The sequence below is a fragment of the Subdoligranulum sp. DSM 23681 genome (assembly GCF_057005535.1).
This window is the reverse complement of record NZ_CM168050.1, coordinates 1,583,194-1,596,808: the sequence shown is the minus strand read 5'-3', so window position 1 is coordinate 1,596,808 and position 13,615 is coordinate 1,583,194. Positions and strand designations below refer to the sequence as shown.

Annotated in this window: 10 protein-coding genes; 7 read left to right on the top strand and 3 right to left on the bottom strand. The window is 63.5% G+C overall.

Annotated features, from left to right (window positions below; genetic code table 11):
• The first annotated feature begins 48 nt into the window (after positions 1–48).
• From AC127K_RS07375 to AC127K_RS07350, 6 genes are all read left to right on the top strand, one after another.
• Positions 49–1,332 carry an ABC transporter substrate-binding protein gene (locus AC127K_RS07375; RefSeq protein ID WP_483720052.1) on the top strand — a complete coding sequence of 428 codons (1,284 nt, stop codon included), beginning with the start codon at positions 49–51 and terminating at the stop codon, positions 1,330–1,332.
• A gap of 12 nt (positions 1,333–1,344) precedes the next feature.
• A complete protein-coding gene (locus tag AC127K_RS07370; RefSeq protein ID WP_483720051.1) occupies positions 1,345–2,229 on the top strand; it encodes a carbohydrate ABC transporter permease in 885 nt (294 codons plus the stop codon).
• Positions 2,230–2,232: 3 nt separating this feature from the next.
• Positions 2,233–3,069, top strand: coding sequence for a carbohydrate ABC transporter permease (locus AC127K_RS07365; RefSeq protein WP_483720050.1), 837 nt, complete (start codon positions 2,233–2,235; stop codon positions 3,067–3,069).
• Between the two features lie 167 nt (positions 3,070–3,236).
• Positions 3,237–5,483 (top strand): alpha-galactosidase, encoded by a 2,247-nt coding sequence (locus AC127K_RS07360; RefSeq protein ID WP_483720049.1) that lies wholly within the window; start codon positions 3,237–3,239, stop codon positions 5,481–5,483.
• Positions 5,484–5,508: 25 nt separating this feature from the next.
• Positions 5,509–6,453 (top strand): carbohydrate kinase family protein, encoded by a 945-nt coding sequence (locus AC127K_RS07355; protein ID WP_294540901.1) that lies wholly within the window; start codon positions 5,509–5,511, stop codon positions 6,451–6,453.
• Between the two features lie 17 nt (positions 6,454–6,470).
• Positions 6,471–8,333: an alpha-amylase family protein gene (locus AC127K_RS07350; RefSeq protein WP_483720048.1), complete on the top strand. Its 1,863-nt coding sequence runs from the start codon at positions 6,471–6,473 to the stop codon at positions 8,331–8,333.
• A 183-nt stretch (positions 8,334–8,516) separates the two neighbouring features.
• On the opposite strand, the gene AC127K_RS07345 is transcribed toward AC127K_RS07350, so the two are convergent.
• From AC127K_RS07345 to gmd, 3 genes are all read right to left on the bottom strand, one after another.
• Positions 8,517–9,836 carry a sugar phosphate nucleotidyltransferase gene (locus AC127K_RS07345; protein ID WP_294540897.1) on the bottom strand — a complete coding sequence of 440 codons (1,320 nt, stop codon included), beginning with the start codon at positions 9,834–9,836 and terminating at the stop codon, positions 8,517–8,519.
• A gap of 37 nt (positions 9,837–9,873) precedes the next feature.
• Positions 9,874–10,818, bottom strand: a complete 945-nt coding sequence (locus AC127K_RS07340) for a GDP-L-fucose synthase family protein (RefSeq protein ID WP_294540895.1) — start codon at positions 10,816–10,818, stop codon at positions 9,874–9,876.
• Positions 10,819–11,413: 595 nt separating this feature from the next.
• Positions 11,414–12,502, bottom strand: coding sequence for a GDP-mannose 4,6-dehydratase (gmd, locus tag AC127K_RS07335; RefSeq protein ID WP_294542822.1), 1,089 nt, complete (start codon positions 12,500–12,502; stop codon positions 11,414–11,416).
• A 204-nt stretch (positions 12,503–12,706) separates the two neighbouring features.
• Here gmd and AC127K_RS07330 point away from each other — a divergent pair, with 204 nt between their 5' ends.
• The gene (locus tag AC127K_RS07330; protein WP_483720047.1) at positions 12,707–13,582 is read left to right on the top strand and encodes a helix-turn-helix domain-containing protein; all 876 of its coding nucleotides are present in this window, start codon (positions 12,707–12,709) and stop codon (positions 13,580–13,582) included.
• Positions 13,583–13,615 lie beyond the last annotated feature (33 nt).

Sequence of the window (13,615 nt, the reverse complement as noted above, 5' to 3'; positions counted from 1 at the left end):
GGCTGGCAGAAAACCACTGCAAACGATCAGACAGGAGGAAAACATCTTATGAACATCAAACGGAAGTTGCTTGCCGGATTGATGGCGGCGTGCGTCACAGCCGGGTTGGGAACCGGGCTGACGGCCTGCGGTTCGGGCGGTTCGGACGGCAGCGTCAACCTGACGTTCCAGATCTGGGACGTGGCCCAGCGGGACGGCATGCAGGCCATGTGTGATGCCTACACCGCCGAGCACCCCAACGTACATATTGAGGTGCAGGTGACCAGCTGGGACGAGTACTGGACCAAGCTGGAAGCGGCAGCCATGAGCAACCAGATGCCGGACATCTTCTGGATGCACACCAACGAGATCCTGAAGTACGCCGACAACGGCAAGCTGGCGGACTGCTCCGACATTGTGGAGACGGAGCATTTTTCCGACATTTCCCTGGCCAACGCCAGCGGGTCGGACGGCAATCTGTATGCGGTGCCCAAGGACAAGGACACCGTGGGCCTTGTGTACAACAAGGAAATGTTTGATGAGGCAGGCGTGGCCTACCCCGACGAGACCTGGACCTGGGACGACCTGGTGGACGCTTCCCAGAAGATCTACGACGCCACCGGCAAGTACGGCTACATGGCCTACGGCGATGACCAACTGGGCTACTGGAACTTTGTGTACCAGGCCGGCGGCAGCATCCTGACCGAGGACAAGACCCGGGGCAATTTCCTGGACCCGGCCACCAAGAAGGGCATGGAATTCTACATCGGCCTGCAGAGCTATGACTGGTGCCCCGACCAGACCTACTTTGCGGAGACCGCCCCCGGCACCGCCTTCTTCTCCGAGAAGGGCGCCATGTTCCTGGAAGGCGACTGGAACATCCTGAGCGAGCTGCAGAACTACCCCGACATGGTGGGCAAGTGGGACGTGGCGGTCCTGCCCGCCTGCCCCGACCCGTTGAGCGGCGACGGTCGGGCCACCATCTCCAACGGTCTGAGCTACGCCACCAGCGCCAAGAACAAGCACCTGGACATCGTCAAGGACGTGCTGAAGTTCTTCGGCAGTGAGGAAGGCCAGCGCATCCAGGGCGAAAGCGGCGCCGCCATCCCGGCCTATGAGGGCCTGGAAGAGACCTGGGTGGGCGTGTTCGACGAATACCCCATCAACGTGCAGCCCTTCATCGACATGTTCGACTACTGCATCCAGAGCGTCAACAACGCCGCCCGCCCCGAGTGGAAGAGCGAAGTCAGCGACACCCTGCTGAAGATCTATACTGGTGAGCTGGACCTGGACAGCGGCCTGCAGGCCATGCAGGACGCGGTGAACGAAGCCAGCGCCGAGTATTACGAATAAGGAGGCATCGTCATGCAGAAGACATCCAAACTGGCCCGCGACGGTGCGGTGTGGGGCCTGCTGATGGTGGCCCCCACCATCATCGGTCTGCTGGTACTGAACATCTGGCCCTTTATTGATACCATCCGCATGAGCTTTTCCAAGTCCAAGCCCTTCGGCATGTTTGAGTTCGAGGGCATCGACAACTATGTGGAGATGTTCCAGAACATCGAATTCTGGAAAGCCACCTGGAACACCATCCTGTTCTGCATCCTGACCGTGCCGGTGGGCATCTTCCTGGCCTTGCTGGTGGCCGTGCTGCTGAACAGCAAGATCCGCGGCCGCACCACCTTCCGGGCCATCTTCTTCCTGCCCATGGTGGTGGCCCCCGCCGCCGTGGCCATGGTCTGGAAGTGGATTTTTAACTCTCAGTATGGTATCATTAACTCCGTACTGGGAGCCAATATCGGCTGGCTGACCAACCCCAGCATCGTACTTTTCACCTGCGCCATCGTCCAGATCTGGAGCAACATCGGCTACGACGCCGTGCTGCTGCTGGCCGGTCTGCAGAACGTGTCCGCCACTTTGTACGAGGCCGCCGACCTGGACGGTGCGTCCAAGGTCAAGCAGTTCTTCTCCATCACCCTGCCCATGGTCTCGCCCACCCTCTTCGTCGTCATGATCATGCGCCTGATGTCCTCGCTGAAAGTCTTCGACCTGATCTACATGATGGTCGATGAAGCGAACCCCGCGCTGAATGACGCCCAGAGCCTGATGTCCCTGTTCTACCGCGAAAGCTTCGTGGCCGGTGACAAGGGCTATGCGTCCGCAATCGTCGTCTGGACCGTGCTGCTGATCGGTGTCGTCACCATCATCCAGTTCGTGGGCCAGAAAAAGTGGGTCAATTACGAGGTGTAAAGTATGAATACCAGTATGAAAAGCAGCAAAAGACTTTCCACCACGCTGACGTACATCGTGCTGATCCTGGGCAGCGTGCTCATGATCTTCCCCTTCGTGTGGATGATCCTGACCAGCTTCAAGACCCAGGCCGAGTCCATGGCCATCCCGCCCCAGATCTTCCCTGCCACCTGGCAGATCTCCAACTTCTCCACCGCCCTGGCCAGCCTCCCCTTCGTCAACCTGTACGTCAACACCGGTCTGCTCATCGTCTTCCGGGTACTCTGCGCGGTGCTGTTCAGCTCCATGGCCGGCTATGCCTTCGCCAAGCTGCAGTTCCCCTGCAAGAACCTGCTCTTCGGCATCGTGCTGGTGCAGATGATGCTGCCCAGCCAGATCTTCATCACCCCCCAGTACCTGATGCTGGCACACATGGGCCTGACCAACACCATCTTCGCCCTGGTCTTCCCCGGCCTGGTGTCCGCTTTCGGCACCTTCTTTTTGCGGCAGACCTACCTGGGCATCCCCAATGAGATCGCCGAAGCCGCCTACCTGGACGGCTGCAACAAGTGGCAGACCTTCACCAAGGTCATGTTCCCCCTGACCGGTTCCAGCTGCGCCGCCCTGGCCATCTTCACCGCCGTGTTCGCGTACTCCGACCTGATGTGGCCGCTGATCTGCAACACCGACCTGAACAAGATGACCCTGTCCGCCGGCCTGTCCACCCTGAACGGTCAGTACACCACCAACTTCCCCGTGCTGATGGCCGGCAGCCTGCTGGCCATGATCCCCATGGTCATTCTGTACCTCATTTTCCAGAAACAGTTCATCCAGGGCATCGCCATGACCGGCGGCAAATAAGCTGCCGTCCCTGCCCTTGAACGTCCCCGCGGGGGACACCTCCGGCGGCAGGCGGGCTGCGGCAAACCGCCCGCCTGCCGCCTTTCTTGGGAAAACTCGGTGCACGCCCGCCCCGGGCGGCGCGGCGCACCTGGCTATATATTCTTTCTTCAGGAGGAACCCGAGTTATGGGCATTCAATTCGACGCCAGAACGCAAACTTTCACCCTGCAGACCATCCACACCACCTACCAGATGCGGGTGGATGAGCGGGGCCGCCTGCTGCATATGTACTACGGCCGCAAGATCGGCCGCGGCGACCTGCGGGAGCTGTATCCCCCGGCCGACCACGGCTTTTCGCCGGACTATTACCCCTGCCGGCTGCGGCGCGGCGTCTCGCCCGACGTGCTGCCCCAGGAATACACCGGCTGCAACGTGGGGGACTTCCGCCTGTCCTGCCTGGTGGTCCGGGACCCCGACGGCGCCGCCGGGGCGGACTTCCTGTATGAATCCCACGAGATCACTCCCGGCAAATACACCCTGGACGGCCTGCCCTGCGCCCACGACGAGGGCGCCGAGGCCGAGACCCTGTGCATCCGGATGAAGGACCCGGTGACCGGCCTGTGCCTGGAACTGCTGTACGGCGTGTTTGCCGAACAGGACGTGATCACCCGGGCAGTGCGGCTGAAAAACGCCGGCACCGCCCCCCTGCGGCTGGAAAAGGCGGCTTCGGCCTGCCTGGACCTGCCCTTCGGCAACTGGGACCTGGTGCATTTCCACGGCCGCCACGCCATGGAGCGCAAGATGGAACGGGCGCCCCTGCCCGCCGCCATCACCACCGTCTCCTCCACCCGGGGCGCGTCCAGCCACCACCACAACCCCTTCGTGATCCTGTGCGACCATGACGCCACCGAGGACCACGGCCTGTGCTACGGGGTGATGCTGGTCTACTCCGGCAGCCACCGCACCGACATGGAGGTGGACCAGAACGGCCTGACCCGGGTGGTCAGCGGCCTGCACGACGAGCGGTTCAGCTGGCAGCTGGAACCCGGGGAGAGCTTCACCGCCCCCGAAGTGCTCCTCTGCTGCTCCGCCGGCGGCCTGGGGGATCTGTCCCGCCATTACCACAAGTTCCTGCGGCGCAACATCTGCCGCAGCCCCTTCCGCTATACCCGCCGCCCGGTGCTCATCAACAACTGGGAGGCCACTTACTTCGACTTCAACACCGACACCATCTGCCGCATTGCGGAAAAGGCCGCCTCCCTGGGGGTGGAGATGATGGTGCTGGACGACGGCTGGTTCGGCAAGCGCAACGACGACAACACCGGTCTGGGCGACTGGTATGTGAACGAGGAGAAACTTCCCGGCGGCCTGCGCCCCCTCATTGAGCGGGTGAACGCCTTGGGCATGAAATTCGGCCTGTGGGTGGAGCCGGAGATGGTCAGCGAGGATTCCGACCTGTACCGGGCCCACCCCGACTGGGCCCTGACCCTGCCCGGGCGCAGTCCGGCCATGGGCCGCAACCAGCTGGTGCTGGACCTGAGCCGCCCCGAGGTGGTGGACTACCTGGTGGAACGCCTCAGCGCCCTGCTGGCCGAGAACCACATCGAATACATCAAATGGGACATGAACCGGAACATGTCCGACGTATACAGCCGCGCCCTGCCCCCCGAACGCCAGGGCGAAGTGGCCCACCGGTACATGCTGGGGGTCTACCGCCTGCTGGACCGGCTGACCACCGCCTTCCCCCATGTGCTGTTTGAGGGCTGCGCCGGCGGCGGCGGCCGGTTCGACGCCGGCATGCTGTGCTACTTCCCCCAGATCTGGTGCAGCGACAACACCGACGCCATCGAGCGGCTGACCATCCAGCACGGCACCTCCTTCGGGTATCCGGTGTCGGCCATGGGCGCCCATGTTTCCGCCTGCCCCAACCACCAGACCGGCCGCACCGTGCCCCTGTGGACCCGGGCGGTGGTGGCCATGTCCGGCACCTTCGGGTATGAGCTGGACCTGGGCCGCCTGACCGACGAGGAATGCGACCAGGTGCGCCAGCAGATCAAGGCCTTCCAGCGCTATTACGACGTGATCCAGAACGGCGATTACTACCGCCTGAGCGACCCCGACCGCCAGCCCCGCTATGTGGCCTGGCAGACGGTGACCGAGGGCGAAAGCCTGGTCAGCCTGGTGCTGACCCACCCCGAAGCCAACGCCCGTCCCCTGCACCTGTGCCTGAAAGGCCTGGAGGAGGACGCCCTGTACAAGGTGGACGAGCTGCGGGTGTACGGCACCACCGAAACCCCCGAGTCCGGGGACAACCCCGACAGCCAGGTGGGGGCGGTGTGCAGCGGCAGCATGCTCATGTATGCGGGGTACATCCTGCCCCACATGATCGGGGACGCTCCCAGCCTGCAGCTGCATCTGACCCGCCTGCCCTGACCCCACAGAAAACGGAGGAATCAGTATGGACATCGTTGCCATCGGAGAAGTGCTCATTGACCTGACCCAGACCGGCGTGAACGAGGCCGGCATCCCCCGGTTTGCGGCAAATCCCGGGGGTGCTCCCGCCAACCTGGCGGTGGCCGCGGCCCGGCTGGGGGCTTCCACCGCCCTGATCAGCAAGGTGGGGCAGGACGCCTTCGGGCGGTATCTGCGCAGCGTGCTGGAGGAAAACGGGGTGGATGCCCGGGCCCTGGCCGTGGACGAGGAACAGCACACCACCCTGGCGGTGGTGTCGGTGGACGAGAAGGGGGAACGGGATTTCACCTTCTACCGGGACCCGGGGGCGGACTCCATGCTGCTGAAGGATGAGATCCCCCCGGAACTGCTGCGGGAAGCCCGCATCCTGCATTTCGGCAGCGTGAGCCTGACCCGGGAACCCGCCCGCACCACCACCCTCTGCGCCGCCGAGACCGCCCGCAGTCTGGGGGCCCTGGTGACCTACGACCCCAACTACCGGGCCAACCTGTGGCCGGATGAGGCCACCGCCGTGCGCCGGATGCGCAAGCCCCTGGGCATGGTGGATATCCTGAAAATTTCCGACGAGGAACTGCCCCTGATGGCCGACACCGCCGACCTGGCATCCGGCACCGCCGCCCTGGCGGACCGGGGCATCCGGCTGGTGCTGGTGACCCTGGGCGCCGACGGGGTGTACTACCGCTTCGGGGAGATGACCGGCACGGTGCCGGGGGTGCCCTGCACGGTGGGGGACACCAACGGCGCGGGAGATACCTTCTTCGGGGCCTTTCTGGCCCGCCTGTGCCGCCGGGAAGGGGCGCTGGACGGCCTGACCCGCCCCCAGCTGGAAGAGATGCTGGCCTACGCCAACAAGGCGGCCTCCCTGACCACCAGCCGCCACGGGGCCATTCCCGCCATGCCCACCCTGGCCGAGATGAACGCCGCTGAATAAAAGGAGCTGTTTTTGCAATGGCAACCAAGGAGACCCTTTTCCGCCGCCGGGACACCGGGGTGTTTGATGCCCGTATGGCCCGCTGCCATGACGAGCTGGAATGGCTGTTCATGGAGCTGTACGATGACCGGGACGCCCTGAACACCCTGGAGCTGGCCATGGCCGAAGCCTGGGCCGCCCGCAGCCCCGAACTGAAAAAGCTGGACGCCGCCCGGGAGGCGGACCCGGGCTGGTACCGCCGGGGGAACATGTTCGGCATGACCATGTACACCGACCTGTTTGCCGGGGACCTGAAAAAGCTGGCCCGCAAGCTGCCCTATCTGAAGGAGCAGAAGCTGACCTACCTGCACCTGATGCCTCTTCTGAAAATGCCCCATCCCCACAACGACGGGGGCTATGCGGTGGAGGACTTCAACCAGGTGGACCCCGCCCTGGGCACCAACGCCGACCTGGCCGCCCTGACCAAGAAGCTGCGGGCAGCGGGCATCAGCCTGTGCCTGGACTTTGTGATGAACCACACCGCTTCCAGCCACGAATGGGCCCGCCGTGCCAAGGCCGGGGACCCCTGTTACCAGAACTTCTACCACTGTTTTGACGACCGCACCATCCCCGACCAGTACGAGCGGACGGTGCCCCAGGTGTTCCCCAACACCGCCCCGGGCAACTTTACCTGGTGCGAGGAGATGCACAAGTGGGTGCTGACCACCTTCCACCCCTACCAGTGGGACCTGAACTACCGCAACCCCGCCGTCCTGGTGGAGATGACCCGCAGCATGCTGAACCTGGCCAACCTGGGCGTGGAGGTGCTGCGCATCGACGCGGTGCCCTACATCTGGAAGCAGCTGGGCACCAACTGCCGCAACCTGCCCCAGGTGCACACCATCGTGCGGATCATCCGCATGGTGCTGGAGACCGTCTGCCCCGCCGTCATCCTGAAGGGGGAGGTGGTCATGGCCCCCCGCGAGCTGGCCGCCTACTTCGGCACCCCGGACAAGCCGGAATGTCACATGCTGTACAGCGTGTCCACCATGGTCAACCTGTGGAGCGCCCTGGCCTCCCGGGATGTGCGGCTGCTGAAAGCCCAGCTGGACGCCCTGAACGCCCTGGGCCCCCAGTGCTGGTTCGTGAACTACCTGCGCTGCCACGACGACATCGGCTGGGGCCTGGACGAGGATGTGGAGCGGTACCTGGGCATCGACCCCCAGCTGCACAAGGAGTTCCTCTACCACTTCTATGAAGGCCGGTTTGAGGGCAGCTGGGCCAAGGGCGAGGTGTACAACTACGACCCCGCCACCCGGGACGCCCGCAGCTGCGGCACCACCGCCAGCCTGTGCGGGGTGGAGCAGGCCCTGGAACAGGGCAGCGAAGCCGCCCTGCAGACCGCGCTGCGCCGGGACCTGCTGATGCACGGGGCCATGGCCTTCTTCAAGGGCTTCCCCATGCTGAACAGCGGGGACGAGATCGGCCAGCTCAACGGCTGGGGCTACAAGAATGACCCCGACCTGGCGGAGGACAGCCGCAACCTGCACCGCACCAGATTCAACTGGGACAACGCCGCCAAGCGCAGCGAACCGGGCACCCTGCAGAACGAACTGTGGCAGGGGCTGGAAGCGCTGCGGGAACTGCGCAGCGACCCCTGCTTCGGCCCGGATGCCTGGTTCACCACCTGGGACACCCACAACAACGGGGTGCTGGGCCTTGTGCGCCGGCTGGATTCCGGCCGCACCCTGGCGGGGGTGTTCAACTTCACCGCCGAACCCCAGCACCTGTGGCTGGACGCCCTGGACGGCACCTACCGCGACCGGCGCACCGGCGCCGCGGCCGATGTGCGGGACCTGTGGCTGCAGCCCTACGAGATGCGGGTGCTGGTGAACGAATAAGTTTCCTTCTGTCTGCCCCGCCCCCGGCCTTCGGGCCGGGGTGTCGGGGAAGATTGTTTCCCCCCTATCTGCCAAAGCAAAAGGACAGCCCCTTGCGGGGGGCTGTCCTTTTGCGTTCTCGGAGCGTCGCCGGCGCATGTCCGCCGACGGCGATTTTTTTATTTTGTATTATTTTCTGTTTCTTTACAGTTCGTATTTCTGCTTGTCCGCCACGTCGATCTCGGCGCCGATCTGCACCTCGATGGCTTCCAGGCGGGTGTCGGCCATGAGGGTATGGCGCACGCCGGCGGGCATGGTCACCACGTCCCCGGGGCGCACCGGGCGCTGGTCCCCGTCAATGACGGTGCGGCCCATGCCGTCCACGATGGTCCAGACCTCGTCCCGGTGTTCATGGCTGTGGTAGGTCAGCTGATGCCCGGGGTTCAGCACGATGCGGATGGTGGTGGCCTGGGGCTGCACGTCCAGAATGGTGAAGGAACCCCAGCTCTTTTCCGCAAAGCGGGCCTCCCCTTCCACCTGTTCCACAAAGGGTTTGATGTGGCTGGACCGGCCCTTGTCGCTGACCAGGATGCCGTCGCTGGACGCCGCCACCACCATATCCTTGCAGCCCATGCAGATGATGGGGATGTTCAGCTGGTTGATGACGTTGAGGTTTTCGCAGGTTTCGTCCATCTGCACCTTGCCGATGGCCGGGTCGGCCATGACCTCGCAGAAGGTGTTCCAGGTGCCCACGTCCTTCCACTGGCCGGCGTAGCGCATGACCGCGATGTCCGGCTCGTTTTCGGCCACGGCGTAGTCAAAGCTGATCCGCTTCTGCATCCCGTAGTTGGCCTGCAGATCCGCAAAGCCCCGGAAATCCAGCTGTTTGTGGGCGATGGCCAGAAGATACCGCAGCCGGAAGGCAAAGACCCCGCCGTTCCACAGGGCGCCTTTTGCAATGTAGGCGGCGGCGGTGGCTTCGTCCGGCTTTTCCTTGAAGCTGGACACCCGGCTCACCGGGTCGGTGCTTTTGGGGATGATGTAGCCGAATTTGGCGCTGGGATAGGTGGGCTCGATGCCCATGAGGGTCAGGTTGGCGGCGTGGGGGTTTTCCGGTCCGGCCAGACGGGCCATCTGCTTCACCGCCGCAAAATAGGTGTCGTCCACATAGGGGTCCACGGGGCAGACCACCACCGGCTCGTCGGGGTGCACGCCCATGACGTCGGTGAGGTAGGTGCAGGCCAGCACGATGGCCGGGAAGGTATCCCGCCGGCAGGGTTCCACACAGACGCTGACCTTGCCCCCCAGCTGGTTCTTGATGGTGCTGACCTGCCGCTTGCCGGTGGCCACCACGATGTTGGCCCGGGGGTCGGCCTGCTTGATCTGGCGGTAGACCCGCTGGACCATGCTCTCGTACTCGCCCTTGCCGTTCTTCAGCAGGGGTACGAACTGTTTGGACCGGATGTTGTTGGACAGGGGCCAGAGCCGCTGGCCGCTGCCGCCGGAAAGAAGGATCAGATTCATAAGGGGTGTCCGCCTTTCTCCCGTGGGAACAGTTTTATCAGCGCTCGGCGCGCATGGGATTGTGGAGGAAGTCCTCATAGGCCAGCCGCAGGCCGTCCTCCAGCTCGGTCTTGTAGGTCCAGCCCAGCTTGGTTGCCTTGCTCACGTCCAGCAGCTTGCGGGGGGTGCCGTTGGGCTTGGAGGGATCCCAGCGGATCTCGCCGGTATAGCCCACCACCTTGGCCACCAGCTCGGTGAGTTCCTTGATGGTCAGTTCCTTGCCGGTACCGGCGTTCACCGTCTCGTTGCCGGAGTAGTTGTTCATCAAAAAGACGCACAGGTTGGCCAGGTCGTCCACATACAGGAATTCCCGCAGGGGGCTGCCGTCGCCCCAGCAGGTGACATAGGGCAGGTTCTGCTCCTTGGCTTCGTGGAAGCGGCGGATGAGGGCGGGCACCACATGGCTGTGGGTGGGATGGTAGTTATCGTTGGGGCCGTACAGGTTGGTGGGCATGACGCTGATGTAGTCGGTGCCGTACTGACGGTTCAGGTACTCGCAGTATTTCAGGCCCGAAATCTTGGCCAGGGCGTAGGCCTCGTTGGTCTTTTCCAGGGCGGAGGTGAGCAGGCAGTCCTCCTTCATGGGCTGGGGCGCCATGCGGGGATAGATGCAGCTGGAGCCCAGGAATTCCAGCTTCTTGCAGCCGTTCTTCCAGGCAGAGTGGATGACGTTCATCTCCAGGGTCATGTTGTCGTACATGAAATCGGCCAGGGCTTCCTCGTTGGCCACGATGCCGCCCACTTTTGCCGCCGCCAGAAAGACGTATTCCGGCTTTTCCTCGGCAAAGAAGGCTTCCACGGCGTCCTGCCGGGTCAGGTCCAGTTCCTTGTGGGTGCGGGTGATGATGTTGGTGTAGCCCTGACGCTGCAGTTCACGGAGGATGGCGCTGCCCACCATGCCGCGGTGGCCCGCCACATAAATCTTGGCATTTTTGTCCATCATGAGGTAAGACTTCCTTTCTGGGTATTTCCTTTATGAGAGAAAAGGTTGCTGGTTCTTGGGCAAGCGGGCGCTTGCGGGAGAGTTGTTCCTTTTTGGCGTCAAAAAGGAACCGAAAAACCGCCACCGTAGTGCTGTGGCTTTATCGGCAAGCGGCTGCTTGCCGGGAAGTTGTCGCTTTTTGCCGCCAAAAAGCGACGGAAAAACCGCCACCGTTTCGAGGCGGTGGACGCCGACCAGGGCTGCGGCCCTGGACCCGGGGAGTGCGGCCACCTGACGACGGCCTACTCAGGTCCTGGGGGACCTGAGCAAGGAAAATTTTTTAAAATCCGTACGGGAAAGCAGCTGGCAACCCATAGCCTGCCATTAGCAGCAGCTTGCGGGAAATGGTTTTTAAATCCATTCCTTGTTCACCGGCCCCCAGGCCGGTGAATAGGCCGTCGTAAGGTGGCCGCATCTCGGGGTCTGGGGCCGCAGCCCCAGCCGGCGGCCGCCGCATCGGAACGGCGGGCCCTTTTCGCTTCCTTTTCGGGCACGAAAAGGAAGGACTAAACGGCAACCTGCCGTTCCCCCGGCAGCCCCACAGCCAAATCGGAAATTACTTCCGCACGCCCTTCTCCAGGGCTTCGATCTTATACAGGTCCACATTCTCTTCGGCCCGTTCCACGGCCACCTTGCGCATGTCGCTGCGGACCATCAGGCGGACCAGTTCCTCGAAGCTGGTCTTGGTGGGGTTCCAGCCCAGCTCGGTCTTGGCCTTGGTGGGATCCCCCCACAGATTGACCACGTCGGTGGGACGGTAGAAGTCCGGGCTGACCTCGATGAGCACCTTGCCGGTGGCCTTGTCGATGCCCTTTTCCTCCATACCTTCGCCCTGGAACTCCAGTTCAATGCCCACTTCCCGGAAAGCCAGAGTGCAGAACTCCCGCACGCTGTGCTGCTCGCCGGTGGCGATGACGAAGTCATCCGGCTTGTCCTGCTGCAGGATCAGCCACATGCACTCCACATAGTCCTTGGCATAGCCCCAGTCCCGCAGGCTGGACAGGTTGCCCAGATACAGCTTGTCCTGCTTGCCCTGGGCGATGCGGGCCGCCGCCAAGGTGATCTTGCGGGTGACGAAGGTCTCGCCCCGGCGCTCGGATTCATGGTTGAACAGGATGCCGGAGCAGCAGTACATGTGGTAAGCTTCCCGGTATTCCTTCACGATCCAGAAACCGTACTGCTTGGCCACAGCGTAGGGGCTGTAAGGATGGAAGGGAGTCTTTTCGTTCTGGGGAACTTCCTCCACCTTGCCGTACAGCTCACTGGTGGATGCCTGGTAGATGCGGCAGGTCTTTTCCAGACCGCAGACCCGCACCGCTTCCAGCACCCGCAGCACGCCGGTGGCCACCACGTCGGCGGTGTATTCCGGCACGTCAAAGCTGACCTGCACATGGCTCTGGGCCGCCAGGTTGTAGATCTCGTCCGGGCGCACCTCGGCGATGATCTTCACCAGGCTGATGGAATCCCCCAGGTCGCCGTAATGCAGATGGAACTGGGGATGGCCTTCCAGGTGGGCGATGCGCTCCCGGTAGTCCACACTGGAACGGCGGATCATGCCGTGTACATCGTAGCCTTTTTCAATGAGGAACTCGGCCAGATAGCTGCCGTCCTGTCCGGTGACACCGGTGATGAGGGCTTTTTTCATAGTCTGACTCCTTTTTGCCTTTGCCCCGGCCGCCGGGCGGCGGGGTTGTATTTTCTTGCGTCGGGGCCCGGGGCGTCAAAACGGCGCACTTTGCCCTTGCTTTTCGCTTGCCATCCAGTATAATGGTTTTAACAGGCCTTGGCAAGGGAATATCTTGCCGTTGTTTTTGCACGATATTGCTCTGCCCTTATGGGAGGTGTTGGTTTGCCCGAGTACAGTTCCTTTCCCCCTTTTTATGACCCGTCCAGCCTGCGGGTCATCCTGACCCCCTCCGCCTTTGCCCGCCAGAACCTCTTCTTCCTGCAGGAGGCCGGACACATCCGGCTGGTGCAGAGCCACGGGGGCACCCAGCGCAGCAGCCTGGACAGTTTCCTCATCGTGCAGGTGGCGGCGGGCAGCGGACAATTGCAGTACGACGGCCGGGTGTGGCCGCTGCACGCGGGGCAGTGTTTCTGGGTGGACTGCCGCCGCCCCCACGGCTACCGCAGCGCCGACGACGACCCCTGGGAACTGCGGTGGGTGCATTTCAACGGCCGCAGCGCCCCGGCCTTTTACAAGCTGTTTGCCGCCGGGGGCAGTCCGGTGTTCACCCCCGCCGACACCGGCGCCCCGGCCCGCCGCCTGGACGCGGTGCTGGACCTGGCCCGACGGTGGGACGCCACCGCCGAGCTGGAAGCTTCCGCCGAGGTGGCGGCGCTGCTGGCGGGCATTCTGGCAGACCGGGCCCGGGGCGGCAGCGACACCGCCCCGGCAGCCGCCCGCCTGGAGGAGGTGCGGGCCTACGTCATTGCCCACTGCACCGAAAACTTCTCCCTGGACGAGCTGGCCGCCCGGTTTTACCTGAGCAAGTATTATCTTGCCCGCAGTTTCAAGCAGCGATACGGGGAGACCATCCTGGACTGCCGGCTATCCGCCCGCATCGACATGGCCAAGCAGATGCTGCGCTACACCGACCTGACCCTGGGGCAGATCGCCGCGGGGTGCGGGTTCCGGGAACAGGCCTACTTCACCCGGCGTTTCCGGGCCGCGGAGGGCCAGACCGCCACCGACTACCGCCGCGCCTGGCGGGGAAAGCGATAAAGCAAAAGCAGGCTTCCCGCCCTGGGAAGCCTG

What these genes read in the sequence shown, in the direction of transcription:
- AC127K_RS07375 (WP_483720052.1), top strand. Translation starts at nt 49, where the DNA reads ATGAACATCAAACGGAAGTTGCTTGCCGGATTGATGGCGGCGTGCGTC.
- AC127K_RS07370 (WP_483720051.1), top strand. Translation starts at nt 1,345, where the DNA reads ATGCAGAAGACATCCAAACTGGCCCGCGACGGTGCGGTGTGGGGCCTG.
- AC127K_RS07365 (WP_483720050.1), top strand. Translation starts at nt 2,233, where the DNA reads ATGAATACCAGTATGAAAAGCAGCAAAAGACTTTCCACCACGCTGACG.
- AC127K_RS07360 (WP_483720049.1), top strand. Translation starts at nt 3,237, where the DNA reads ATGGGCATTCAATTCGACGCCAGAACGCAAACTTTCACCCTGCAGACC.
- AC127K_RS07355 (WP_294540901.1), top strand. Translation starts at nt 5,509, where the DNA reads ATGGACATCGTTGCCATCGGAGAAGTGCTCATTGACCTGACCCAGACC.
- AC127K_RS07350 (WP_483720048.1), top strand. Translation starts at nt 6,471, where the DNA reads ATGGCAACCAAGGAGACCCTTTTCCGCCGCCGGGACACCGGGGTGTTT.
- AC127K_RS07345 (WP_294540897.1), bottom strand. Translation starts at nt 9,836, where the DNA reads ATGAATCTGATCCTTCTTTCCGGCGGCAGCGGCCAGCGGCTCTGGCCC.
- AC127K_RS07340 (WP_294540895.1), bottom strand. Translation starts at nt 10,818, where the DNA reads ATGATGGACAAAAATGCCAAGATTTATGTGGCGGGCCACCGCGGCATG.
- gmd (WP_294542822.1), bottom strand. Translation starts at nt 12,502, where the DNA reads ATGAAAAAAGCCCTCATCACCGGTGTCACCGGACAGGACGGCAGCTAT.